The organism is Streptomyces radiopugnans, assembly GCF_900110735.1.
Lineage (GTDB): Bacteria > Actinomycetota > Actinomycetes > Streptomycetales > Streptomycetaceae > Streptomyces > Streptomyces radiopugnans.
Window position 1 is genome coordinate 1 of the sequence record NZ_FOET01000010.1, and the last position, 24,237, is coordinate 24,237.

Sequence of the window (24,237 nt, forward strand, 5' to 3'; positions counted from 1 at the left end):
CAGGCCCTGGCCGCCGCCGTCCAGGGCATCGAGGCCACCTCACGCGGCGAGGTCGGAGTCCGCTCCCTGCAGGAACACGCAGAACACCTCACCGCTGCGAGAGGTCAGCTCGGAGCGGCCGGTGTCGAGGTGTCGATGGCCAGCGAGACGGCAAGCGCGCCGAGGGCCGTTCCCATCAGGTAGCGCTGGAACTTCAGCCAGGAGGGGCGGCGGGCGAGGAAGACGGAGATGGTTCCGGCCGCCAGCACGATGATCAGGTTGACGGTGAGGGCCACCACGATCTGGACGGAGCCGAGCATGATGCCCTGGAGCAGCACGTTGCTCGCCGTAGGGTCGACGAACTGCGGGATGAGCGAGAGGTACATGATGGCGATCTTCGGATTGAGCAGATTCGTCATCAGCCCCATCGTGAACAGCCTGCGCGGCGGGTCGTGCGGGATCTCCTGGGGGGCGAAGACGGACACACCGCCGGGCTTCAGCGCGCTCCAGGCGAGGTAGGCCAGATAGGCCGCGCCGGCTATCTTCACGGCGGTGTACAGCTCGGGCACCGCGATGAAGACGACCGACAGGCCGAGGTTGGTGGCCACCAGATAGACGAGGAAGCCCACGGCGACGCCGCCGAGGGACACGACTCCGGCGCGCCTTCCCTGGGTGATGCTCCGGGAGACGAGATAGATCATGTTCGGCCCGGGGGTGAGCACCATTCCCAGGGCCACCATCGCGACGCCGAGAACCCCGCTCGCCTCAACCATGGCTTCCCACCGCTTTCCGCCCGGTCCCGCGGGCTTCGTTCAGTACCTCGGAGAGGCTGTGGATGATGTCGTGGAGGAAATGGCGGGTGAGGAGGTCCAGGTTGGGCCGAGGAGCCGGGAAGCGGGGGTCCTCGTGCTCCCAGTCGTCGTCGGTGAGCACGGCCAGGCGGCCGGCCAGGGCCCCGGCGGCCCGGCCCAGCTCCTCGGATGCCCGCCGGGCGTCCTCATCGCGGTAACGCGGCGGAGGCTCCGAGCCTCCGGGTGCCGGTGCGGCCGGCGGGGCGGTTCCGAGGAACGTGTCGATCCGCCGGTGGAACAGGATGCACATGTCGCGTACATGGCATCCGTGTTCCAGTGGCGACCAGGGGAGCGTGCCGTCGTGTCGCCGGGCGGTCCCGGGAGCCGCCAGCACCTGCTGCCAGCGCGCCGCGTACTCCAGGAGCAGGTCCGCGGCCTTCCGCCGGCTGTACGGACGGGAGGTGAAGGCGCATCGGCCGCACCGGGGTAACGGAAGCGGGGGACGGTCCAGCAGTGTGCGTGCCGTGGTGTTCACCGGGCTGCGGCTACCTTCCTGGCGGAGTGTCCTGCGGCTGTCTGCCGGCTGTCTGTCCAGTGCGCCCCGAACCGTCCTGCGTCCAATGCTCGGGGCGATATCGAGTGTATGGCGGATCCCTGATCCGATCAATGCGGGGCATTGCCCTCGGTGCAATACTGTGTTTGGATGCCAGTACGCCGGGGGGAGGATGCCGTGAAGGACTACAAGAGCGTCGCCGACGCGGTCGCCGAGGAGATCAGGTCGGGCCGCCTCAGGGCGGGAGACCGGCTTCCCCCGCAGCGTGACTTCGCCCGGCAGCACGGCATCGCCGGTTCCACGGCCACCCGCGTCTACCGGGAACTCGCCCGCCGGGGCCTCACCGTCGGCGAGGTGGGCCGCGGCACCTTCGTGCGCGCCGCCTCCGGCGCGGTCCCCCCTTCCTCGCCCGAGCCCGCGGACGGCCGGGTCGACCTGGAGCTGACCCACCCGGTGGTGCCCGAGCAGGCCGGGTTGCTCTCCGCCGGACTCGGCAGGCTGCTGCGTCCCGACGCCCTGGGGCCCGCGCTGCGGCCGGTCGGCCCGGACGGCGGCCCCGCCGCGCGCGAGGCCGCCGCCGATCTGCTGATGCGCGGCGGCTGGCGCCCCGACCCCGCGCGGGTGCTGTTCGCCGGGAGCGGTCGGCAGGCGGTCTCGGCCGTCGTCTCGGCGCTGGCCCGGCCGGGCGCCCGGCTGGGCGTCGAGGAACTGACCTACCCGGCGGTCAAGGCGATCGCCGCCCGGTTCGGCATCACCCTCGTGCCGCTGGCCGTGGACGACGCGGGGCTGATCCCCGAAGCCGTCGAGGAGGCCCACGAGGCCGGGCCGCTGCACGCGGTCTACGTCCAGCCGGTCCTGCACAACCCGCTGTCGCTCTCCATGCCCGCGGAGCGGCTGGAGCGGCTGGCGGACATCCTGGCGAGGCTCGGGATCCACGCGATCGAGGACGCCGTGTGGTCCTTCCTCCGAGACGACCTGCCGCCCCTGGCGTCCCGCGCGCCCGAATGGACGATCGTCGTCGACAGCCTCTCCAAGCGGCTCTCGCCGGGGCTGTCCCTCGGGATCGTGGTGGCCCCCGCCTCCGTCGCGAACCGCGTCTCCGTGTCGCTGCGCTCGGGAGGCTGGACCCCCATGCGATTCGCACTGGAGGCGATGTCCCAGTGGCAGGCGGACGGCACGGTGCGGGCGGTCGTACGGGCCAAGCAGCGGGAGGCCGGGGTGCGGCAGGAGATCGCCCGGCGCCACCTGGGCGACTTCGTGACGCGGAGCGCCCCCTGCTCGTACTACCGCTGGTGGGAGCTGCCCCCGGCCTGGCGCGCCGACACCTTCGTCGCCGCCGCCGCGCGGCACGGCATCGGGGTCACACCCGCCGCGGCGTTCTCCGCCGGCCGTCACCGGATTCCCAACGCGGTCCGCCTGGGCCTGGCCTCGCCCGCCCCCGACACCCTCTCCCGGGCCCTCGCCACCCTGGCCGATCTCGCCCGGTCGGCTCCGGCCGACCTCGCCACCGACTGAGGGCGGGAGGTGTCGACCGGAGCCGGAGGAGCCGTCGGGCGGCCTTCCGGACGGATCCCGCGGCGTGGGCGTTGGGCGGCGGAGCGGCGATCCGGAAACCCTCCGGTTTCGGCTCAGTATCCGGGCGGATTCCGCAGGAAAAGGACCTGATATCGGATTGCGGAATCCACTGTTTGGATGCATCAGCCCCATGCCGAATCGAGGAGTGAATCCCGGGCGCAGGGGGGTGAAACCGAAAGGAAAGTGCGGGAAAAGCTGACGGTCCGAGACATATCGACACCTCACCGATGTGATTTTTCCCACGTTTGGTGGAACTCGGTTCCTGTTCGTGAAAACAACCGGACGCCGGCCTCGTGATCCAGATCCGAGAAAGCGCCATATTTATTCGTCCGGCCTCTTTGTGTGGCGGCATGTCAATCCTGTGCATATTCCCCCGGCGATGCCAGCCTGCTTGGCGTCGTAATCGCGCAAAGCGGCAACACGAAGGACGGGCAGATGTGTCGTTATCCTGAAATGGGTGCATCTCCTCGAGAGGTGCGCGTGTGCGACGAGGGGCTGCAGCTGTACCGCGAGGCACTGGAGGCGGGGACCGTATCAGGCGGCGTGCCCGAATGCCTCATCGAGTGCGGCCTTCTGAGGCCGCTGCCGGGCAGGGAGAACTCGTTCGTCCCCGTTCCCCCGAGAGTCGCGGAATCGGAAGTGACCCGTTCGGTGGAGCGCGAAATAGAGCAGTACGAGGGAATCCTGGCGGCTCTGCGTTCCTCTTTCCTCGCCGCGGAAATCGTCTACCGGGACACCCAGCGGCAGGCGGAGCCCTCCATCGAATCACTGAAAGGCGAGAAGGTGATCGGGGAGGCTCTGAGGCTGGCGGTGGAGTCGTGCAGGGAGGAACTGCTGACCGCGCAGCCGGGCGGCGGCCGGCCCCCCGCGCTGCTCGCCGAAGCGCTGCCCCGCGACCTGGCCCTGGTACGGCGGGGCCTGCGGCAGCGCACGCTCTACCAGCACAGCGTGCGCTCGCACCGGCCCACCCTGGCGTACATCGAACGGGTCCTGGCCGAAGGAGCCCAGGTCCGTACGCTGGACGAGATCTTCGAACGTGTCATCATCTGCGATCGCACGGTCGCCTTCATCCCCGGCGCCCCGGAGCGGAAGAGCGCCGCGCTGGCCATCCGCCACCCCGGTGCCATCGACTTCCTCACCAAGGTGTTCGAGCACATGTGGGAGCGCGCGGAACCCGTGTCCGTCTCCATGGACCGGCACCGCCCCGACCTGCTCACCGACTCCGTCCGCAGGACCGTGCTCCGCATGGTCGTGACCGGGCACACGGACGAGAGCATCGCGGCCCGCCTGGGCGTGAGCGCCCGCACCGTCTCCACGCACATCAAGAAGATCTCCGAGGCGCTGGGCAGCCGCAGCCGGGCGGAACTGGGCTACCTCGTCTCCCAGCGACGGCTCCTCGAAGCCGGGAACGCCTCCGCCGGGACCCCGGCCACGCCCTAGCGGTACCGCCCCGGGGTACCCGGCCGCCCGCGGATCAGTACGCCAGGCCGTGTCCGAAGGGGTAGAGGGTGCCGGTGGAGTCGAGGTCCGGGACGGCGACCGGGAGCCTGCCGGCGGGGGAGAGGTCGCCGTAGACGGTGCGGACGGCGGCCCGGAGGGAGGGGGCGCCGTAGGAGTAGGTGGCCAGGTAGGCCGGGACGCCGGGGAAGCGGCGGATGTCGTACGGGTTGCGGACGGCGACGGCGACGACCGGCGTGCCGGTGTCCATCAGGGCCCGGACCAGCCTCGCCTGGGCGGCGCCCTTCTCGGAGCCCGCCGCGGCCGCGTTGACGGAGACGATCACCAGGCCGTGGCCCGCCGCCGCGTCGGCCGCCTCCGTGATGCGGCCCGCGGAGGGGATCGCGCCCGTCTCCAGCACGGTGGCGCTCTGGCCGGGCCGCTCGGCGACGGCGTCGGCGAGGGACCGGGTGGTGCCCACTCCCCAGCCGGTCACCAGGACGGAGCGGGCGCCGGAGGAGAGGGGCAGGAGGGAGCCCTCGTTCCTGACCAGGGTGACCGTGCGGTCGGTGATGGCCTGGGCGTCGGTCCTGTGGCGCTCGGCGCCGACGGTGCGCACGGCGCGCTGCTCGTCCACGTACGGGTGCCGGAAGAGGTCCCGGCGGAGCTTGTGCGCCAGGATCCGCTCGACCGAGGCGTCCAGGCGGGAGACGGGGATCTCCCCGCTGCGCACGGCCTCCAGGACGGCGCCGTAGGCGGTGTCCAGTTTCGGCGCCAGGACGAGCTGGTCGCAGCCGGCCCTGAGGGCCTGGACCGGCGCCACGTCCGGCGGGAACTGGCCCGAGGCGCCCTGCATGTCCAGGGCGTCGGTGACGATCAGGCCCTCGAAGCCCAGCTCCTCGCGCAGCAGCCCGGTGACGATCGGCCGCGACATGGTGGCCGGGACGCCCGACGGGTCCAGGGCCGGGACGACGATGTGGGCCGTCATGATCGTGTCGACCCCGCGCGCGATGGCGGCCCGGAAGGGCGGCAGGTCGATGCTCTCCAGTTCCTCGCGGGTGTGGTCGATCCGCGGGAGGCCGGTGTGGCTGTCGGTGTCGGTGTCGCCGTGTCCGGGGAAGTGCTTGGCGGCCGAGGCGACCCGGCCGCGGTGGTAGCCGCTCACGGAGGCGTCGACCAGGGAGGCGCACAGGGCGGGGTCGGAGCCGAAGGAGCGGACGCCGATGACCGGGTTCTCGGGGTTGACGTTGACGTCGGCGACCGGGGCGTAGTTCTGGTTGACGCCCATCGCCGCCAGCTCCAGGCCGATGATCTCGGCCGAGCGCCGGGTGTCGGCGGTGGACCGGCCCGCCGCCAGCGCCATGTTCCCGGGCAGGAGGGTGGCGGGGTCGGTGAGGCGGTAGACGACGCTGCCGCCCTCCTGGTCGATGGAGACCAGCAGCGGCACGCGGGCGCCCGCGCGGCCCGCGGCCCGCTGGAGGCCGTTGGACAGACGGGCGGTCTGGAGCGGGTCGCGGACGTTGTCGGGGCCGCGGCGGGCGTCGAAGTAGATGACCCCGCCCGGCCGGTACTTGGCGATGACCTCGGCGGGGGTGTCCACGCCGTACAGGGTGCGGTTGCCCGCGGAGACCGTGTCGGCGGCCTGCCCGTAGACCTCGACGACGAAGAGCTGCCCGACCTTGTCCTCCAGGGACATGCGGCGGACCAGGGCCCGGGCCCGGGCACGCGCGCGGTCGGTGCCGGAGCCGGCGGCCGACCCCGCGGCCGCCCCGGTGTCCGCGTTCGCCGGGGAGGAGAGGGCGGCGGAGGCGGTCAGCGCCGCGGTGACACCGAACAGGCCGGTGGCGAGGGCTTGTCTGCGGCTGGGAGTCGCGGGCTGCTGCATCGGGTCTCTCCTCACATGGGCGGACGGAACGGGTGGGGCCGGTGGTGCGCGTGCGGAAGGGACGGCATGTGGGGGTGGATGCCGGAGCCGTGGCGGCCACATCGTTCCAGCGCGCCGGGCCCGCGGCCAGAGGGGTGCGGGACTGTCAGTGGTCGGGCCATTGGCAGAGGTGCGTGGGAGGCGCGGAAGGAGGGCCCGGGAACGGGAGGGTCCGGGGACGGGAAGGTCCGGGGACGGGGTCGGGAGGGTGGAGTCGGAGGGCGGCTTCGGGCGGGGCGGTTCGGGCGGGCCCACTGGGATTGTGGCCGTGGCGGCCGGGGCTGGGCGCGGCGACGCGCGGCGGGGGCACGGCACGGTGCTCCCGGAGGGTGACGCGGGACGCGTCCGTCGCGGCCGGAACCGCGAGTGCGCGCCGGACGCCTCGGCGGCGCCTCAGCAGCCCAGCGGCTTCTCGTACCAGGCCACGTCCCAGTACCGGCCGAACTTCCGGCCGACCTCGCCGTACGTGCCGATGCGGCGGAAGCCGAAGCGGGCGTGGAGGCGTACGGAGGCCTCGTTGGGCTGGGCTATGCCCGCGTAGGCGCGGTGGACGTCCTCGCCGCCGAGGGCGTCGAAGAGGTGCTCGTACAGCAGGGTGCCGACACCCCGCCCGCACGCGTCGGGGGCGAGGTAGACGCTGACCTCGACCGAGGTGGAGTAGGCGGGCTTGGGGCGGAACGGGCTGCTGGTGGCGTAGCCCAGGACGCGGTTCGATTCCGCGTCGAGGGCAACCAGAAGACGGTGGGGGCCGTCCTTGGGGTGGGAGAGCAACCAGGGACGCCTGGCATCGACGGTGAGGGGCTCGATGTCGAATGTGACGGGGGTCTCGCGGACGTAGTGGTTGTAGATGTCCGTCAGATCCGGGAGATCGCCTTCCTCGCCCGCTCTGACCTGGACTTCTCCGCGCTCCGTCATGGCCGGCCCTCTCTGTGTGGCGGCGCAGAATACCGCAAGATCCGGAAAAACGATGCGCGCCGTGGGAATTCTGTCCGGATTGAAGTCGTTGATTCCATCGGAACGGGCACCCGAACCCAGGAGACGCCGGGTGGCTGGACCGCCACCGACCAGTTGTAGACCACGACTCGCAAGGGAGTACGCATGGCAACCCGTGCCGTCGCCCGTCGTCAGGCCGATCCCAACGGCGCTGACGAGGCACGACCTGTACGTACCTCGTCGGCAGGGGATGTAGCGGACCGGGACCTGGTCGGCATGTACCTCGACGAGATCGCCCGCACCCCGCTGCTGGACGCGGCGAAGGAGGTCGAGCTCTCGCTCGCCATCGAGGCGGGCGTGTACGCCCGGCAGATCCTCGAGGGCGAGGTCGAGCCCGTCTCGGAGGACTCGCCGAGCGCGACCGCGACCCGCGAGGAACTGGAGGCCGTGGCCGCCGAAGGCGAGCGCGCCAAGGACGTCTTCATCCGCTCCAACCTGCGCCTGGTCGTCGCCGTCGCGCGGCGCTACCCCCGCAGCGGTCTGCCGCTGCTGGACCTGATCCAGGAGGGGAACGCGGGCCTGGTGCGGGCGGTGGAGAAGTTCGACTACCGCAAGGGCTTCAAGTTCTCCACGTACGCGACGTGGTGGATCCGGCAGGCCATCACGCGGTCGATCGCCGACCAGTCGCGCACCATCCGCCTCCCCGTCCACCTGGTCGAGGAACTGGGCCGGATCCGGCGTGTGCAGCGGGAGTTCAACCGCGAGCACGGCCGCGACCCCGAGCCCGCCGAGATCGCCGAGGAGCTGGGCTCCACGGCCGAGCGCATCACGGACGTGCTGGACTGGGCGCGCGATCCGGTCAGCCTGAACATGTCCGTGGACGACGAGGGCGAGACCCAGTTCGGCGATCTGCTGGAGGACACCTCCGCGACCTCTCCCGAGGACTCCGTGCTCGTGATGCTGCGGCGCGAGGAACTGGAGGACATGATCGGCCGGCTCGACGACCGGACCGCCTCCATCATCCGGGCGCGCTACGGCATCGAGGACGGGCGCGAGCGCACGCTGACCGAGGTCGGCAAGCAGCACGGCCTGACGAGGGAGCGCATCCGCCAGATCGAGAAGCACGCCCTGCTCGAGCTGAAGAAGATGGCCCATGACACGGGCTTCGACGCGGCGGCGTGACGGCGTCCGGCGCGGTGGGGCACACCGCGCCGCGACGGAGCACAACCGAAGACGACCCCTGGACAGGGACCCCGGCGCACCCCCCCCGCGCCGGGGTCCCGCTGTGTCCGGGGCTCGCGGCGCCCGGAGCACCAGCGCGGTGGCGGCGAGGCGGCGTGGTGGGGCGGTGGGACGGGCGATGCCGGGGAACGCCGGGGAACGCCGGGGAACGGAGCCACACCGGTTCAGGGGCGGCGGTAGAGGTCGTGGTACGCCGGGAACACCCCGCCCGGGCCGTCCACGCCCTCCGCGGCCCGTACCGCTTTGACCACCGCCCGCGTCAGGGTGTCGGCCCCGGCCGCCAGCACGTCGTTGACCTCCTCCGCCTCCAGCCGGCGTGCGCCGGTGGACAGGGCGAAGACGGTGTCCCCGTCGGTGAGCAGGTGCACCGGGCGGACCGCGCGGGCCAGCCCGTCGTGGGAGGTGCCCGCCAGCTTCTGCGCCTGGGCGGGGGTGAGCTGCGCGTCGGTGGCCACCACGGCCAGCGTGGTGTTGAGCGGCGGCCGTACGGAGGCGGCCGAACGGCGCTCCGACTCCTGCTGGGCGGCGGCCAGGGACCGCAGCGCCTCGGCGTGCTCGGCTTCGGAGGGGAAGACCGGACGCCTGCCGTACAGCTCGCCGTAGAGCGCGCCGGTGGCCGGGTCCAGAGTCGAGCCCACCGCGTTGACCACGGCCAGCGCACCCACCGTGGTGCCCGAGGGCAGGACCGTGCTCGCGGTGCCCACGCCGCCCTTGAGCCCGCCGGCCACAGCCCCCGCACCGGCCCCGACGTTGCCCTGGGGGACCGGCTCGCCGACGCTCGTACGGGCGGCCGCCTCGGCCGCCTCCCGGCCGAGCGCCGCGTCGGGACGGGCCCGCCAGGAGCCGCCCCGGCCCAGGTCGAAGAGACACGCGGCCGGGACCACGGGCACCACCTGGTCCGGCTCCGGGCCCACGGGGAAGCCCCTGCCGCGCTCCTCCAGCCAGGCCGTCACCCCGCAGGCGGCGTCCAGCCCGAAGGCGCTGCCCCCGGTCAGCACCACGGCGTCGATGCGCTCCACCAGATTGCGCGGGTCCAGGGCGTCGGTCTCCCGGGTGCCGGGCCCGCCGCCCCGCACGTCCACGGCGGCGGTCGCCCCGCCCTCCGGGGCGAGGACCACGGTCGTGCCCGTCAGCCAGCCGTCGCCGATCCGCTGTGCGTGGCCGACCCGCAGGCCCTGGACATCCGTCAGTGCGTCGTTGACCCTCGAGGCGTTCATGGAGGCCATGATCCTCCTCCCGGGCGCGGGCCGGGGCCGCCGTACTCTGGAGGGATGAGCACCCCCGCCACCCCCGGCGCCGCCTCCGGCCACGGTGCCGCGCCCCGCGACCCGGCCTCCGCGCTGGACTTCTCCGACCCGCTGAGCCGGCCCTCGGCCGACGACACCGACCGCGGCTGGGGCGAGCGCCCGGAGGCGGGCGGCGAAGGCGGTGCTGCCGATCTGGCCCGCTTCCTGGACGAGAAGCCACCGCACCATCTGTGAGGCGCTCCGGGGAACGCCCCGGGTCAGGCCTTCCCGGAGGGACCTCCGGACGTACCCCCGGATGTACCGGACGGCCCCTCGGAGCCCGGCCGGGCACCGCCGCCCCCGGAGGCACTGCGCTGTGCCGCCAGAAGGGCGGCGTCGGGGGCGCTGTTGCCGTCGCGCTGGGCCAGCAGCGCGTCGCGGATCTCGATGAGCAGCTCCACCTCGGTCCTCTGGGCCGGAGTCGCGGCCGCTTCCGCCGCCTCCTGGGCGCTCAGCGCGTCCAGCCGCTCCTTGAACTTGTTCATCGGCACGATCATCAGGAAGTAGACGACCGCGGCGGTGATCAGGAAGGTCAGGGCGGCGCTCAGCACCAAGCCCCACTTGATCGCGATACCGCTGACGGCCGCACCGGTCGCCACATCGAACTCGCACGGGCCCTGGAGGCAGGACTGGTAGCGGTCGAGGTCCTTGGGACCGATGGAGCCCACCACCGGGTTGATGACACCCTCCACCACCGAGTTCACGATCTTGGTGAAGGCCGCCCCGATGACGACGGCAACGGCCAGATCGACCACGTTGCCCCGCATCAGGAATGACCTGAACCCGGTCAGGACGCCCTGCTTCTCGCTCAACGGACTGCCTCTCTCCGCACACGTGCTCCGGCCTCCGCCGGGTGAACGCAGCACACGCTGCACGAACTCCGCGCGGGCTGTCCAGTCCGGCCCCCGGAGGGCGGTGGTCAGCACAGTGTCACCGCCAGATGGGAGTGCGCCGCCGCTCCGGCGAGCCGGGCGGCCGTAGGCCGGGGCACCGAGAGCACCACCAGCGCCCCCTCCTGGCCGCCGGAGCCCGCCTCCGGGCCGGAGGCCGGATCCGGTACGGCCGCCACCGGCACGTTCCGGGCGATGGTCCGCGCGCGATCCACCGGACCGGCGTCCGGGGCGCCGGCGGGTGTGGCCAGCACGTCCACCCTGTCCCCGGGGCGCAGCAGTCGCACCGCCTCAGCGTCCGGGATCCGCACCGGGGCGTCCACCGTCGTGCCGTCCTCCCTCTCGTCCGGGGACGCGGGCGGGGCCGGGCCCGCCGGTGCTTCTCCGGACGCGGGCCGGGCCGCCGGGAGCGCGCGGCGCCCGTCTCCGCCCACGTCTCCAGGCGCTCCCCAGAGGGCCGCGCCCGCGGAGACGACGGCCAGCAGCAGCGCCACCGTCCGGAACCACCGGCCCGCCGCCCGGAGGGGGCCGAGGGGGCCCCGCCCGGCACGCACCGGCTCGAACTCCGGCACGGGACCGGCGGCTGGAGGGCACGACGGTGGAGGAGGACAGTGGGGCGTGGAGAGGGAGGGGGACGGAGGGGGAGCGGAGGAAGGACAGGACGACGAGGGCGAGAGGGGTGGGAAGGGCGTGGCAGGGGGTGCGGACTGAAGGGACGAAGAGGACATCGGGGTCACCGCCTTGTGCTGGAAGCACCCCAACGATGTCCGGCCCCGCGGGAATCCGCCGGGCCCTGTGGGCTACCCACCGGTTGTGGACAACTCGCTCACCCACACGAGGCACAGGAACCGCGTAAGCCGCACGAGCAGCACAAGCCGCACGAGCAGCACAAGCCGCACGGCCCCCTGTGTCACCCCGGGCCGTCCCCACCGCCCGCCGCTCCCGCGGCGCCACCGGCCGGCTCCCGGAGAACCCCCTAGGGAAGCTCGATCCCCAGGTTCAGCCCGTCCAGCGCCGTCGCGCAGGCGCAGTCCCGCTCCGCCGGCAGCCCGGCCACCGTGTCGAAGAGCACCTCGCGCAGCCGCCCGACGTTCTGCGCGAAGACCTGGAGCACCTCCTCGTGCGAGACGCCCTCGCCGGTCCCGGCGCCGGCGTCCAGGTCGGTGACCAGCGCCAACGAGGAGTAGCACAGGCCCAGTTCGCGGGCGAGGACGGCCTCGGGGTGCCCGGTCATCCCGACCACCGACCAGCCCTGCGCCGCGTGCCAGCGCGACTCCGCGCGGGTCGAGAAGCGCGGCCCCTCGATCACCACCATGGTGCCGCCGTCCACCGGCTCCCAGCCGCGCCCGCGCGCGGCCGCGACGGCCGCCGCCCGGCCCGCCTCGCAGTAGGGGTCGGCGAAGGACAGGTGCACCACGTTCGGCACCGTGCCGTCGGGCAGCGCCTCGCCGTCGTAGTAGGTCTGGACGCGCGACTTGGTGCGGTCCACGAGCTGGTCCGGCACCACCAGCGTGCCGGGCCCGTACTCGGGCCGCAGACCGCCCACCGCGCACGGCCCCAGCACCCGCCGTACGCCGACCGAGCGCAGGGCCCACAGGTTGGCCCGGTAGTTGATGCGGTGCGGGGGCAGATGGTGCTTGCGGCCGTGCCGGGGCAGGAAGGCCACCCGGCGCCCGGCGATCTCGCCGATGAAGAGGGAGTCGCTGGGCTCGCCGTACGGCGTGTCCACCGCGACCTCCATCACGTCGTCCAGGAACGAGTAGAACCCGGATCCGCCGATGACGCCTGTCTCCGCCTGTGCGCTCATGGCCGAACACACTAGCCCCCGACGCCGCGGCCCCGTGGCGGTGCGTACCGCGACGGGGCCGGGACAGGCGGGTTCCGGCCCCGGGCCGGAGGGCGGGACCGGGTCAGGCCGCCGAGGAGCCGGCCTTGGACGACGAACCGCCGGACGAGCCCGAGCTCTTCTCGGAGGAAGAGGAGGCAGACGAAGACGACGACGCCGCGGACGAAGACGACGACGGAGAAGAGGACGACGACGGGCTGCCGGACGAGGAGCCGCGGCTGTCGTTCCGGTAGAAGCCGGAGCCCTTGAAGACGATGCCGACCGCGGAGAACACCTTCTTCAGGCGGCCCTTGCAGCTCGGGCACTCGGTGAGTGCGTCGTCGGTGAACTTCTGAACCGCTTCCAGGCCCTCGCCGCACTCGGTGCACTGGTACTGATAGGTCGGCACTTGCTCCTCCTGGCACTCTTCCCTGTGGAGTGCTAACGACGCACCATGGTGCAGTATTCCGGCGGCTTAGTCCACCGGGAGCGGCGGACGGTGACCCTCGCCACGCCCCGGCGCCCCTTCTCCGTCCTCCGTCCGGCGCCCTCCGTCACCCGGTTCGCGGCCCCTCCCCGTCGCCCGGTCGCCGGTCGCCCGGCCGCCCGTCGCCGGCCTTCCCGCCGTCCGTCTGCCCGTCCCCCTCCTGTCCGCCGTCCGGCTTCAGCCATCCGCGCAGTGCCGCCACCGTCACCAGCGCCAGCGCTGTGGCGGCCAGCGGCACCGTGAATCCGGCGCTCGCCCCGAAGCCGTCCGTCAGCTGCCCGGCGGCCGACGCGGCGACGGCCTGCCCCAGCGCCACCGCACCGGCCATCCAGGTGAACGCCTCGGTGCGCACACCCGCCGGAACCAGCCGCTCCACCAGGGTGAAGCCGGTGATCAGACTCGGCGCGATGCCCATGCCGGTCAGCAGCCCGAGGACGGCCAGCAGCGGGACCACGTCCACCGCCCACAGGGGCGCGGTGGTCAGCGTCAGCAGCGCGTACGCCGCCAGCAGCCGGCGCTGCGGGGCCGAGCGCCAGGTCAGGGCGCCGAAGACGAGACCGGCGAGCATGTTGCCCGCGGCGAAGATCCCGTACAGCACGCCGTTGAGGCCCGGCTGCCCGATGGAGTCGGTGAAGGCGGCCATCGACACCTGCATCCCGCCGAAGACCGCGCCGATGCCCAGGAAGGCGACGATCAGCACCCGTACGCCCGGAACCGACAGCGCCGAGGCGTGCGGCGCGCCGTCCGCTCCCCGGGCGCGGCGGTGGGCGGGGGGCGCGGTACGGCGCTGGGCCGCGAAGAGCAGTCCGCCGACGACGGTCAGGGCCGCCTCGGCGGCCAGCCCGGCGGCCGGGTGCACCCCGGTGCACAGGGCGGTGGCCAGGACCGGGCCGATGACGAAGGTGAGCTCGTCGGTGACCGACTCGAACGCCGCCGCCGTCGACAGCAGCCGGGCCCCGCCCGGCCCGCCCGGCGGGCCCGATCCGTCCGGTGAGCCCGGCCCGCCCCTGAGCAGGTGCGCCCAGCGGGCCCGCACCATCGGGCCGACCTGCGGCACCGAGGCGCCGGCCGGCACGGCCGCCAGCAGCAGTGCCCACAGCGGCGCCCGGGACAGCGCCAGGGCCGCCAGTACGCCCACGGCCGCGGCGTGCAGCAGCACCCCGGGCACCAGGACCGCGCGCTGGCCGAAGCGGTCGGCGAGCCGGCCGCTGCGGGGTGCGAACAGGGCCATCGACACGCCGGTCACGGCGGAGACGGCGCCCGCCGTGCCGAACGATCCGGTGGTGTCCTCGACCAGCAGCACGATGCCGAGCGTCAGCATCGCGAAGGGCTGGCGGGCCAGGAAGCCGGGCAGCAGGAACGTCCACGCACCGGGCGTGCGCAGCAGGTCCCGGTAGCCGGGCTTCCGGTTCGTGACGGGAGTGACCGTGGTGGCCACGGCCGTACCTTTCTGCCGCCTGGTAGCGCGCCGCGGGCCGTACGGCGCGCGGTGTCGCGGTACGGCGGTGGCACGCCGAAGGCCGTCCTCTCGCACGGACCGCGGCGTGTGGTCGCCCGGGCGGCCGTGCCGGCCCTGCATCAGGCGGGGTCGAAACTCCGGTAGCTCCGAAAGTCGGACAAACGTACGGCCTCAGGGTAGCCGATCACCCCGCAGGCCCGGTCGCGCCCCGCCCGTGCCCCCGCCGTGCCCGCCCTCGTTCCGCCGTCCCACCGCCCCGCCCCGCCCCGCCTTCGTCCCCGTCCCCGCCCGCCTCAGCTCTTCCGCAGCGCCGAGCTGCCCGCCGTCCCCAGCCAGCCCGCCAGCTTGCCGCCCCGGCCCACGGCCATCAGCCGCCGCTCGGCGGCGTCCCGCACCGCGTCGGTGGCGACCACCAGCAGTTCGTCGCCGTGCCGCAGGACGGTCGACGGCGAGGGCACGAAACTGCTGCCCTCCCGCACGACCAGGGTGACCGCCGCGCCCTTCGGCAGCCGCAGCTCGGCCACCTCCACGCCCTGCATGCGCGAGGCGTCGGGGATGGAGACCGCGATCAGATGCCCGCGCAGCCGCTCCAGCGGGGCCGACTCGATGTCCAGGTCCTGGGTGCCGTCGGCCTTGTCCAGCCCGAGCCGGCGGGCGACCCAGGGCAGGGTCGGCCCCTGGAGCAGGGTGAAGACCACGACCAGCACGAAGACGATGTTGAAGATCCGCCGGCTGCCCTCCACCTGGCCGACCATGGGGATCGTCGCCAGGATGATCGGCACCGCGCCGCGCAGCCCCGCCCACGACATCAGCGTCTGCTCCCGCCAGGGGAGCCGGAAGGGCAGGGTGCACAGCACCACGGACACCGGCCGCGCCACCAGCGTCAGCACCAGTCCGACCGCCAGCGCCGCCCAGAAGTCGCGCAGCAGCTCCGAGGGGGTCGCCAGCAGGCCGAGCAGCACGAACAGGCCGATCTGCGCGATCCACGCCATGCCGTCGGCGAACCCCCGGGTGGCCGGGCGGTGCGGCAGCCTGGAGTTGCCGAGGACGACCGCGCTGACGTAGACCGCCAGGAACCCGCTGCCCTGCGCCAGTGCGCCCCCGGCGTACGCCAGCACGCACAGCGCCATCACCGCGATCGGGTACAGGCCGGACGCGGGCAGCGCGACCTGCCGCAGCCCGTACTCGCCCAGCTTGCCGACGGCCAGTCCCACCGCGAGCCCGATGGCCAGCTGCAGCGCGATCTGCCCGACCAGGACGTACCACGACTCCATCGGGCCGGCCGAGGCGAAGGCGACGACCAGGATCACCACCGGCGCGTCGTTGAACCCGGACTCCGCCTCCAGCATCCCCGTCAGGCGGGGCGGCAGCGGCACCTTGCGCAGCACGGAGAAGACCGCCGCGGCGTCCGTCGAGGAGACGACCGCCCCCATGATCAGCGCCGGCCGCCAGTCCAGCCCCACCAGGTAGTGGGCCCCCGCGGCGGTGACGCCCACGCTGATCGCGACGCCCGCGGTCGCCAGTACGGCCGCGGCGGGCATCGCCGGGCGGATCTGGCGCCACTTGGTGCCCAGACCGCCCTCGGCGAGGATCACCACGAGCGCCGCGTAGCCCAGCACCTGGGTCAGTTCGGCGTTGTCGAACTCGACCCCGAGCCCGTCCTGCCCGATGACGAGTCCGATGCCGAGGTAGATCAGGAGGCTGGGCAGCCCCGTGCGGGAGGAGAGCCGGACGGCCGCGACGGCGACGAGCAGCACGAGCGCGGAGACCAGCATGAGTTCGTTGAGGCGGTCGACAGTCAGAAGCCGATCCTTCCGTGGGCATGCGGAGACGGCGGCCGGGACCCGGCCGCCGGGAAGTCATTACATTGCCTAACAATTTACCATCGCTTGAATCTTCGGCTCCCGATGCGCAGACTCCCTGCCGACCGGTGACCCGGCTCGTCCTATGGTTGCTCCAGCACCTCTGGTCCCACCCTGCCCTCGAAGGACAGCGATGCCCGCCAAGAAGACCCCGCGACGCGCCCGCCTTCTCGTGATCGCAGTCGTGCTGCTGCTCGTGGCGGGCGTCGGCTACGGCGCCTACTGGAGCGTCGGCACCGTCCGCGCGTCCTTCCCCCAGACCACCGGCTCGGTACAGCTCGACGGCCTCTCCGCCCCGGTCACCGTCAAACGCGACGAGCACGGCATACCCCAGCTCTACGCCGACAGCGCCGAGGACCTCTTCCGCGCCCAGGGCTACGTCCACGCCCAGGACCGCTTCTGGGAGATGGACGTACGGCGGCACCTGACGGCCGGCCGGCTGTCGGAGATGTTCGGCGAGAGCCAGGTCGAGACCGACGCCTTCCTGCGCACCCTGGGCTGGCGGAAGGTGGCGCAGGAGGAGTACGACACCAAGCTGTCGGAGACGACCAAGAAGTACCTGCTGGCCTACGCCGAGGGCGTCAACGCCTACCTGGGCGGCCGCAGCGGCGCGGAACTCTCCCTGGAGTACGCGGCCCTCGGCTTCGTCAGCGACTACAAGCCGCACAAGTGGTCGCCGGTGGACTCCGTCGCCTGGCTCAAGGCCATGGCCTGGGACCTGCGCGGCAACATGCAGGACGAGATAGACCGGGCCCTGCTCTCCAGCCGCCTGACGAACAAGCAGATCGAGGCGCTCTACCCGGACTACCCCTACGACCGGAACAAGCCGATCGTCCGGGACGGCGCCGTCAGCGCCCTCGACGGCGCCTACGACCCGAAGGGCACCGCTCCGCAGGACGGGGGCGCCGCGCAGAACGGCACCGCGGACCCGGGTACCGCGGACCCCGGCACAGCCGTCCCCGGCGGGACCGCCTCCCCCGGCGGCGCCGCCCAGGACGCCCCGGCGGACCAGACCGGTCAGGGCGTGCAGACCCAGCTCGCGGCCCTGGCCGCCTCCCTCGACTCCATCCCGGCCCTCCTCGGCCCCAGCGGCGACGGCATCGGCTCCAACTCCTGGGTCGTCTCCGGCGAGTACACGACCACCGGCAAACCGCTGCTCGCCAACGACCCGCACCTGGCCCCGCAGCTCCCTTCCCTCTGGTACCAGATGGGCCTGCACTGCAACTCGGTCGGCGAGGCCTGCCCCTTCGACGTCGCGGGCTTCACCTTCTCCGGCATGCCCGGCGTGATAATCGGCCACAACCAGGACATCTCCTGGGGCTTCACCAACCTCGGCGCCGACGTCACCGACCTGTACCTGGAGAAGATCGAGAACGGGACGTACCTCTACGACGGCAAGAAGGTCCCGTACGACACCCGCGAGGAGGTCATCAAGGTCGCGGGCGGCGAGGACCGCAAGATCACCGTCCGCTCCACCCGCCACGGCCCCCTCGTCTCCGACCGCAGCGGCGAGCTGGCCGGCGTCGGCGACCACGCCCCCGTCGGCGACGTCGCCCCCGACCGCGGCAAGGGCTACGCCGTCGCGCTGCGCTGGACGGCGCTGGAGCCCTCCAGAACGATGGACGCGGTCTTCGAGCTGAACGCCGCCGGCGACTTCGACGGATTCCGCGAGGCGGCCCGGAAGTTCGCCGTCCCCTCCCAGAACCTGGTCTACGCCGACACCGAGGGCAACATCGGCTACCAGGCGCCCGGCCGCATCCCGGTCCGCGCCGAGGGCCACGACGGCCGCTACCCGGCGCCCGGCTGGGACTCGGACTACGAGTGGGAGAGCTACATACCGCAGGAGGCCCTGCCCTGGGAGTACAACCCGGAGCGCGGCTACATCGTCACCGCCAACCAGGCCGTGATCGACGCCGGGAAGTACCCCTACCCGCTCACCGAGGACTGGGGCTACGGCGCGCGCAGCCAGCGGATCGACGACCTCATCCAGTCCAAGATCAAGGACGGCGGCAAGGTCTCCACGGACGACATGCGCACCATGCAGCTGGACAACAGCAGCGAGATAGCCAAGATCCTGGTGCCCTACCTGCTGAAGATCGACGTCAAGGACCCCTACGTCCGCCAGGCGCAGGAGCTCCTGGAGGGCTGGGACTACACCCAGGACGCCGACTCCGCGCCCGCCGCCTACTTCAACGGCGTGTGGCGCAACCTCCTCAAGCTCGGCTTCGGCAACAAGCTCCCCAAGGAGGTCCGCGTCGAGGGCGAGTGCCTGCGGGTCCGCCCGGCCGACGAGTCCGGGCCCATCGAGGACCTGAGCGGCAACCCGCGCACCGTCCGCGAGTGCGGCACCCGCGCCCCGGAGTCCGCGCAGCCCGACGGCGGCGACCGCTGGTACGAGGTCGTGCGCACGCTGCTGGACGAGCCCGACAGCGGCTGGTGGACCCCGGGCAGCCGCTTCGAGGAGGGCGAGGGCGACCGCGACGCGCTGCTGGCCCGCGCCATGAAGGACGCCCGCTGGGAGCTGACCACCAAGCTCGGCAAGGACATCGAGACCTGGAGCTGGGGCCGTCTGCACCGGCTGATGCTCCAGAACCAGACCCTGGGCACCGAGGGCCCCGGCTTCGTCCAGCACCTGCTCAACCGCGGTCCCTGGGACCTCGGCGGCGGCGAGGCGGCCGTCAACGCCACCGGCTGGAACGCGGCGGGCGGCTACGAGGTGGTCTGGGTGCCGTCGATGCGGATGGTGGTCAACCTGGCCGACCTCGACGAGTCGAGCTGGATCAACCTCGCCGGCGCCTCCGGTCACGCCTACCACGCCAACTACGTGGACCAGACGGACATCTGGGCCGAGGGCGGGCAGCTGGACTGGGCGTTCAGCCCGGACGCCGTCGAGGACGCCACCGAGGACACCATGGCCCTCACCCCGTGACGTCGTGACCCCGCGGCGCCGCGACCGCGGCGCCGTCACCAGCGGCCCGGCCGGCCGGGCCCACCGCCCGGACCCCGCCGCGAGCCCCGCGCCCGCCGGTCTCACGCCGTGAAGCGGTGCACCCCCTCGGGGGTCACCGCGGCGTGCACCGGACGGTCGTGGGGCTCCGCCGGCACCCGGCGCAGGTACTCGCCCGAGTGCAGCAGCACCACCAGCGCGGGGGCGGCCCCGGACGCCTCGATCCGGGCCAGCGCCCGGTCGTAGCTGCCCCCGCCGCGCCCCAGGCGCATTCCGCGCCGGTCCACCGCCAGGCCCGGCAGCAGCACGACATCGGCCCCGGTCACGGCCTGCGGCCCGAGCCGCGGACCGGTGGGCTCCAGCAGCCCCCGGCGGGCGGGGGAGAGGTACTCGGCGCCCTCGTACGCGGCCCAGTCCAGGTCGTCGTCCGGCAGCAGCACCGGAAGCAGCACGCGTACGCCGCGCCAGTGCAGTTCGTCCACCAGCGCGCGGGTGTCGGGCTCGCGTCCCACCGAGACGTACGCGGCGACGGTGCGCGCCCCGGCCAGTTCGGGCAGTTCCAGGGCGTGCCGGGCGAGCGCGCCGGCGACCCGGTGGACGCCGTCCTCCGGCAGGTGGGCCCGCGCCGCCAGAAGTGCGCGCCGCAGCGCCCGCTTCTCGCCGGCCGCCGTCCCCGGTGCCGTTTCCGCCGCCGCCTCCGGTGTCGTCTCCGGTGCCGCCCGCGTACCCCGGTGTGCTCCGGTGGTTCCGTCGTCCTTCACGCGGTGTTCATCTCCCCGGCTCGATTACGCCAGTCCCTCGCCATGGCAGGCGCATTATCATCCTGATGGCGCGCCAGCGCGGCCCCGAGCGCCGGGACGACTCCCCGTGAACCGCAACGGACCAGTCAGACATGCGCGTTACGTCACAAACCAACGGCTATGGTGCAGACATGACTACCTCGCGTACACGGCGGATCACCAAGGCCGTCATCCCGGCCGCCGGGCTCGGCACCCGCTTCCTTCCGGCGACGAAGGCCACCCCGAAGGAGATGCTGCCGGTCGTCGACAAGCCCGCGATCCAGTACGTGGTGGAGGAGGCCGTCACCGCCGGCCTCCCCGACGTCCTGATGGTCACCGGCCGCAACAAGCGCCCGCTGGAGGACCACTTCGACCGCAACTACGAGCTGGAGGAGGTGCTGCGCAGCAAGGGCGACGAGACCAAGCTCACCCGCGTCCAGGAGTCCACCGACCTGGCCACCATCCACTACGTGCGCCAGGGCGACCCCAGGGGCCTGGGCCACGCGGTGCTGTGCGCCGCCCCGCACGTCGGCGACCAGCCCTTCGCCGTCCTCCTCGGCGACGACCTCATCGACGCGCGCGACCCGCTGCTGTCGAGGATGATCGAGGTCCAGGAGACCTACGGCGGCAGCGTCGTGGCGCTGCTGGAGGTCGACCCGGACAGCATCCACCTCTACGGCTGCGCCGTCGCCGAGCCCACCGGCGACGACGACGTCGTGCGCGTGTCGGACCTGGTGGAGAAGCCCTCCCGCGAGGACGCCCCCAGCAACCTGGCCGTCATCGGCCGCTACGTCCTGGACTCGGCCGTCTTCGAGGTGCTGCGCAAGACCGAGCCCGGCCGCGGCGGCGAGATCCAGCTCACCGACGCCCTCCAGACCCTCGCCGCCGACCCGTCCATCGGCGGCCCGGTCCACGGTGTGGTATTCAAAGGCCGCCGCTACGACACCGGCGACCGCGGGGACTACCTCCGCGCCATCGTCAGGCTGGCGAGCGAGCGCGAGGACCTGGGCCCGGACTTCCGCGCCTGGCTGCGAGACTTCGTCAAAGAGGAGCTGTAGGCACTTGAGCCGTACCTGGTCCGTCGACGAGCACCTGGCCGACGTCCTGCGGTCGGTGGGCCCGCTGGAGCCCATCGAGCTGCACCTGCTCGACGCCCAGGGCTGCGTGCTCACCGAGGACGTCCTGGTACCCGTCTCCCTGCCGCCCTTCGACAACAGCTCCATGGACGGCTACGCGGTGCGCGTCGCCGACGTGGAGAAGGCGGGCGAGGACGCCCCGGCGGTGCTGGAGGTCGTCGGCGATGTCGCGGCGGGCGCAGGCCGGCTGCCCGAGGTCGGCCCCGGCCAGGCCGCCCGCGTGATGACCGGCGCGCCGCTGCCGCCCGGCGCCGAGGCCGTCGTCCCCGTGGAGTGGACCGACGGCGGCGCCGGCGGCGGCCCGGCCGACGCCATGGCCGCCCACAGCGCCGACCCGTCCGGCGCGGCCGGCGAGGTCCGCGTCCACCGCCCGGTGACGGCGCGGCAGTACGTGCGGGGCAAGGGGAGTGACGTACGCGCCGGCTCCGTGGCCCTGGAGGCCGGCACCGTCCTGGGCCCGGCGCAGATCGGCCTGCTGGCCGCCGTCGGCTGCGGCACCGTCACCGTACGGCCGCGCCCGCGCGTGGTGGTGCTCTCCACCGGCAGCGAACTGGTCCGCCCCGGCGCGCCGTTGGGCCCCGGCCAGATCCACGACTCCAACAGCTTCGCCCTGACCGCCGCCGCCCGCGACGCCGGCGCCATCGCCTACCGCGTCGGCGCGGTCGCCGACGACGCGGCCGCCCTGCGCACCGTCATCGAGGACCAGCTCGCCCGTGCCGACGCCATCGTGACCAGCGGCGGCGTCAGCGTCGGCGCGTACGACGTGGTCAAGGAGGCGCTCACCGGCCTGGAGGGCACCGTGCTGGGCGGTGCCGAGCCGCCGGGCGACGGGGACGGCGGAGAAGACGGGGACGGCGGGGGCGCCGGGGAGTCCGGGGTCCCCGAGGCCTCCGAGGGCGCCACCGGCACCGACGGCGCGCCGCGGTCCCCCGGCGCGCACCGCACGGGCCGGCCCCCCGCCCACGTGGAGTTCCGCCGCCTGGCCATGCAGCCCGGCAAGCCGCAGGGCTTCGGCCTGGTCGGCCCCGACCGGATCCCGCTGTTCGCCCTCCCCGGCAACCCGGTCAGCTCCTACGTCTCCTTCGAGCTGTTCGTCCGCCCCGCCCTGCGCGCCCTGATGGGCCTGGAACCCGTCACCCGGCGCACGGTCACCGCCCGCCTGGAGTGCGAGGAGCCGATCGCCTCCCCGGAGGGCAAGCGCCAGTTCCTGCGCGGCCGGTACCGGCCCCCGGCCGCCGGGGAGGAGCACGGCACGGTCCGCCCGGTGGGCGGCCCCGGTTCCCACCTGCTGGGCTCCCTGGCCCGCGCCGACGCCCTGGTCGTCGTACCCGAGCGGACCACGGAGGTCGCCCGGGGCGACGAACTGGAGGTCGTGCTCCTGGACTGAGGCGGCGGTGCCCGCGCCGCGGCGGGTACCGTTGTCGTCCGGAGCGGACCGACGCGGGAGAGCGATGAGCAGCGCGCGACAGGGGAGTCCAACGGACGGGGCAGCCGGCCTCACCCACATCGACGAGGCGGGCGCGGCCCGGATGGTCGACGTCTCGGCCAAGGACGTCACCGCCCGCACGGCGCGCGCCACCGGCCGCGTACGCGTCTCCCCCAGGGTGGTGGAGCTGCTGCGCGGCGAGGGCGTGCCCAAGGGCGACGCGCTCTCGGTCGCCCGTATCGCCGGGATCATGGGCGCCAAGCGCACCCCCGACCTCGTACCGCTGTGCCACCCGCTGGCGCTGTCCGGAGTGAAGGTCGACCTCGCCGTCGCCGACGACGCGGTGGAGATCGCGGCCACGGTCAGGACCACCGACCGCACGGGCGTGGAGATGGAGGCGCTGACGGCCGTGTCGGTCGCGGCGCTGACGGTCGTCGACATGGTCAAGGCCGTCGACAAGGGGGCCGTCATCACGGACGTGCGGGTGGAGGAGAAGACCGGGGGAGCCTCCGGGGACTGGAGCCGCGGCCGATGACCGAGCCCGCACCCGCCCAGGCGCCCGCGCCCGCTTCCGGCCCCGTGCCCATGGGCCGCCGAGCCCTCGCCGTCACCGTCTCCAACCGCGCCGCCGCGGGCGTCTACTCCGACACCACCGGCCCGCTGCTGGCCGAGGCCCTGCGAGCGCTGGGCTTCGCCACCGACGGCCCGCGCGTCGTCCCCGACGGCGAGCCCGTCCAGGACGTGCTGCGCGAGGCCGTGGCCGACGGCTACGCCGTGGTGCTCACCACCGGCGGCACCGGCATCTCGCCCACCGACCGCACCCCGGAGATGACCCGGGCCGTGCTCGACCACGAGGTCCCCGGCATCCCCGAGGCCATCCGCGCCGCCGGGAGGCCCAAGGTGCCCACCGCCGCCCTCTCGCGCGGCGTCGCGGGCGTCGCCGGCCGCACCCTGATCGTCAACCTCCCCGGCTCCACCGGAGGCGTACGCGACGGCCTGGCGGTCCTGGAGCCCCTGCTGCCGCACGCCGTGGACCAGATCCACGGCGGCGACCACCCCAGGAAGGACGCACCCCACTGAACGCACCCTGGCCGGTCGAGCTGACGGACGGTGACATCACCCTCCGCCCCATAAGGCTGCGCGACCACCGCGTCTGGCGCGAGGTGAACCAGCGCAACCGCGACTGGCTGCGCCCCTGGGAGGCCACCGTCCCGCCCGCCCTGCCCGGCCGCCTGCCGCCGCGCCGCCCGACGTACCGGCAGATGGTCCGGCATCTGCGGACGGAGGCGCAGGCGGGCCGGATGCTGCCCTTCGTGATCGAGTACCGCGGTCGGCTGGTCGGCCAGCTCACCGTCGCGGGCATCACCTGGGGCTCGATGTGCTCGGGCCACATCGGTTACTGGGTGGACCGGGAAGTGGCCGGACGCGGTGTGATGCCGACGGCCGTCGCGCTCGCCGTGGACCACTGCTTCCGCACCGTCGGACTGCACCGTATCGAGGTCTGCATCCGCCCGGAGAACGGGCCGAGCCGGCGGGTGGTGGAGAAACTCGGATTCCGCGAGGAAGGACTGCGGACGCGTTATCTGCACATCGACGGCGCCTGGCGCGACCACCTGGTCTACGCGCTGACCACGGAGGACGTCCCCGAGGGCCTGCTGAACCGCTGGCACCGGCGCTCTCTTCCCGGCGCCTCGCAGAAATAAAAT

General features: G+C 73.3%; 23 protein-coding genes. 11 read left to right on the forward strand and 12 right to left on the reverse strand.

All coding sequences use genetic code 11. The features are described 5' to 3' along the window. A partial coding sequence (locus BMY40_RS29160) for a hypothetical protein (protein WP_143071790.1) occupies nucleotides 1-183 on the forward strand: 183 nt, incomplete at its 5' end. Here the strand turns inward: BMY40_RS29160 and BMY40_RS17820 are convergent. Together BMY40_RS17820 and BMY40_RS17825 are read right to left on the reverse strand one after the other, a co-directional pair. Further along, nucleotides 105-752, reverse strand: coding sequence for a LysE family translocator (locus tag BMY40_RS17820; RefSeq protein ID WP_093660747.1), 648 nt, complete (start codon nucleotides 750-752; stop codon nucleotides 105-107). The two genes, BMY40_RS29160 and BMY40_RS17820, sit on opposite strands and share 79 nt — an antisense overlap. After that, nucleotides 745-1,305, reverse strand: a complete 561-nt coding sequence (locus tag BMY40_RS17825; protein WP_093660749.1) for a hypothetical protein — start codon at nucleotides 1,303-1,305, stop codon at nucleotides 745-747. The genes BMY40_RS17820 and BMY40_RS17825 overlap by 8 nt, the downstream gene beginning before the upstream one ends. 195 nt (nucleotides 1,306-1,500) lie before the next feature. Here BMY40_RS17825 and BMY40_RS17830 point away from each other — a divergent pair, with 195 nt between their 5' ends. After that, nucleotides 1,501-2,838 carry an aminotransferase-like domain-containing protein gene (locus BMY40_RS17830; protein WP_093660751.1) on the forward strand — a complete coding sequence of 446 codons (1,338 nt, stop codon included), beginning with the start codon at nucleotides 1,501-1,503 and terminating at the stop codon, nucleotides 2,836-2,838. Nucleotides 2,839-3,537: 699 nt separating this feature from the next. Continuing rightward, nucleotides 3,538-4,338 carry a helix-turn-helix transcriptional regulator gene (locus tag BMY40_RS17835; RefSeq protein WP_245770154.1) on the forward strand — a complete coding sequence of 267 codons (801 nt, stop codon included), beginning with the start codon at nucleotides 3,538-3,540 and terminating at the stop codon, nucleotides 4,336-4,338. 34 nt (nucleotides 4,339-4,372) lie between these two features. Here the strand turns inward: BMY40_RS17835 and BMY40_RS17840 are convergent, their stop codons facing one another. Both BMY40_RS17840 and BMY40_RS17845 read right to left on the reverse strand, forming a co-directional pair. After that, on the reverse strand, nucleotides 4,373-6,220 hold the full coding sequence (locus BMY40_RS17840) for a glycoside hydrolase family 3 protein (protein ID WP_093660753.1): 1,848 nt from the start codon (nucleotides 6,218-6,220) through the stop codon (nucleotides 4,373-4,375). Between the two features lie 432 nt (nucleotides 6,221-6,652). Next, nucleotides 6,653-7,174 (reverse strand): GNAT family N-acetyltransferase, encoded by a 522-nt coding sequence (locus BMY40_RS17845; RefSeq protein ID WP_093660755.1) that lies wholly within the window; start codon nucleotides 7,172-7,174, stop codon nucleotides 6,653-6,655. 183 nt (nucleotides 7,175-7,357) lie between these two features. Between BMY40_RS17845 and BMY40_RS17850 the strand changes: the two genes are divergently transcribed. After that, on the forward strand, nucleotides 7,358-8,374 hold the full coding sequence (locus BMY40_RS17850) for a sigma-70 family RNA polymerase sigma factor (protein ID WP_093660757.1): 1,017 nt from the start codon (nucleotides 7,358-7,360) through the stop codon (nucleotides 8,372-8,374). Nucleotides 8,375-8,598: 224 nt separating this feature from the next. On the opposite strand, the gene BMY40_RS17855 is transcribed toward BMY40_RS17850, so the two are convergent. After that, on the reverse strand, nucleotides 8,599-9,651 hold the full coding sequence (locus BMY40_RS17855; RefSeq protein WP_093661045.1) for a P1 family peptidase: 1,053 nt from the start codon (nucleotides 9,649-9,651) through the stop codon (nucleotides 8,599-8,601). Nucleotides 9,652-9,705: 54 nt separating this feature from the next. Between BMY40_RS17855 and BMY40_RS17860 the strand changes: the two genes are divergently transcribed. After that, the gene (locus BMY40_RS17860) at nucleotides 9,706-9,915 is read left to right on the forward strand and encodes a hypothetical protein (RefSeq protein WP_093660759.1); all 210 of its coding nucleotides are present in this window, start codon (nucleotides 9,706-9,708) and stop codon (nucleotides 9,913-9,915) included. 23 nt (nucleotides 9,916-9,938) lie between these two features. Here BMY40_RS17860 and mscL read toward each other — a convergent pair whose 3' ends face one another. The 6 genes from mscL to BMY40_RS17890 all read right to left on the reverse strand — a co-directional run bounded on the left by mscL (nucleotide 9,939) and on the right by BMY40_RS17890 (nucleotide 16,156). Further along, entirely contained in the window at nucleotides 9,939-10,532 is a 594-nt protein-coding gene (gene mscL, locus BMY40_RS17865; protein WP_093660761.1) for a large conductance mechanosensitive channel protein MscL, read from the reverse strand. Nucleotides 10,533-10,639: 107 nt separating this feature from the next. Continuing rightward, nucleotides 10,640-11,104: an RcpC/CpaB family pilus assembly protein gene (locus tag BMY40_RS17870; protein ID WP_342745080.1), complete on the reverse strand. Its 465-nt coding sequence runs from the start codon at nucleotides 11,102-11,104 to the stop codon at nucleotides 10,640-10,642. Nucleotides 11,105-11,586: 482 nt separating this feature from the next. Then, the gene (locus BMY40_RS17875) at nucleotides 11,587-12,417 is read right to left on the reverse strand and encodes an S-methyl-5'-thioadenosine phosphorylase (protein ID WP_093660765.1); all 831 of its coding nucleotides are present in this window, start codon (nucleotides 12,415-12,417) and stop codon (nucleotides 11,587-11,589) included. A 103-nt stretch (nucleotides 12,418-12,520) separates the two neighbouring features. Further along, complete coding sequence (locus tag BMY40_RS17880) at nucleotides 12,521-12,844, reverse strand: FmdB family zinc ribbon protein (protein WP_093660767.1); 324 nt, start codon at nucleotides 12,842-12,844, stop codon at nucleotides 12,521-12,523. 145 nt (nucleotides 12,845-12,989) lie between these two features. Beyond that, nucleotides 12,990-14,360: an MFS transporter gene (locus BMY40_RS17885; RefSeq protein WP_245770155.1), complete on the reverse strand. Its 1,371-nt coding sequence runs from the start codon at nucleotides 14,358-14,360 to the stop codon at nucleotides 12,990-12,992. A 314-nt stretch (nucleotides 14,361-14,674) separates the two neighbouring features. Next, the gene (locus BMY40_RS17890) at nucleotides 14,675-16,156 is read right to left on the reverse strand and encodes a potassium/proton antiporter (protein WP_093660771.1); all 1,482 of its coding nucleotides are present in this window, start codon (nucleotides 16,154-16,156) and stop codon (nucleotides 14,675-14,677) included. 220 nt (nucleotides 16,157-16,376) lie between these two features. On the opposite strand from BMY40_RS17890, the gene BMY40_RS17895 reads away from it, so the two are divergent. Further along, nucleotides 16,377-19,172 (forward strand): penicillin acylase family protein, encoded by a 2,796-nt coding sequence (locus tag BMY40_RS17895; RefSeq protein WP_093660773.1) that lies wholly within the window; start codon nucleotides 16,377-16,379, stop codon nucleotides 19,170-19,172. A gap of 101 nt (nucleotides 19,173-19,273) precedes the next feature. On the opposite strand, the gene BMY40_RS17900 is transcribed toward BMY40_RS17895, so the two are convergent. Then, nucleotides 19,274-19,837, reverse strand: coding sequence for a 5-formyltetrahydrofolate cyclo-ligase (locus BMY40_RS17900; RefSeq protein ID WP_093661047.1), 564 nt, complete (start codon nucleotides 19,835-19,837; stop codon nucleotides 19,274-19,276). Between the two features lie 284 nt (nucleotides 19,838-20,121). Between BMY40_RS17900 and galU the strand changes: the two genes are divergently transcribed. The 5 genes from galU (at nucleotide 20,122) to BMY40_RS17925 (ending at nucleotide 24,234) form a co-directional block, all read left to right on the forward strand. Continuing rightward, nucleotides 20,122-21,027 carry a UTP--glucose-1-phosphate uridylyltransferase GalU gene (gene galU, locus BMY40_RS17905; RefSeq protein ID WP_093660775.1) on the forward strand — a complete coding sequence of 302 codons (906 nt, stop codon included), beginning with the start codon at nucleotides 20,122-20,124 and terminating at the stop codon, nucleotides 21,025-21,027. A 4-nt stretch (nucleotides 21,028-21,031) separates the two neighbouring features. Next, nucleotides 21,032-22,492 carry a molybdopterin molybdotransferase MoeA gene (locus tag BMY40_RS17910; protein ID WP_093660777.1) on the forward strand — a complete coding sequence of 487 codons (1,461 nt, stop codon included), beginning with the start codon at nucleotides 21,032-21,034 and terminating at the stop codon, nucleotides 22,490-22,492. 64 nt (nucleotides 22,493-22,556) lie between these two features. Continuing rightward, nucleotides 22,557-23,066, forward strand: coding sequence for a cyclic pyranopterin monophosphate synthase MoaC (gene moaC, locus BMY40_RS17915; protein WP_093660779.1), 510 nt, complete (start codon nucleotides 22,557-22,559; stop codon nucleotides 23,064-23,066). A 50-nt stretch (nucleotides 23,067-23,116) separates the two neighbouring features. Beyond that, complete coding sequence (locus BMY40_RS17920) at nucleotides 23,117-23,611, forward strand: MogA/MoaB family molybdenum cofactor biosynthesis protein (RefSeq protein WP_093661049.1); 495 nt, start codon at nucleotides 23,117-23,119, stop codon at nucleotides 23,609-23,611. Then, nucleotides 23,608-24,234, forward strand: a complete 627-nt coding sequence (locus BMY40_RS17925; protein ID WP_093660781.1) for a GNAT family N-acetyltransferase — start codon at nucleotides 23,608-23,610, stop codon at nucleotides 24,232-24,234. The genes BMY40_RS17920 and BMY40_RS17925 overlap by 4 nt, the downstream gene beginning before the upstream one ends. Nucleotides 24,235-24,237 lie beyond the last annotated feature (3 nt).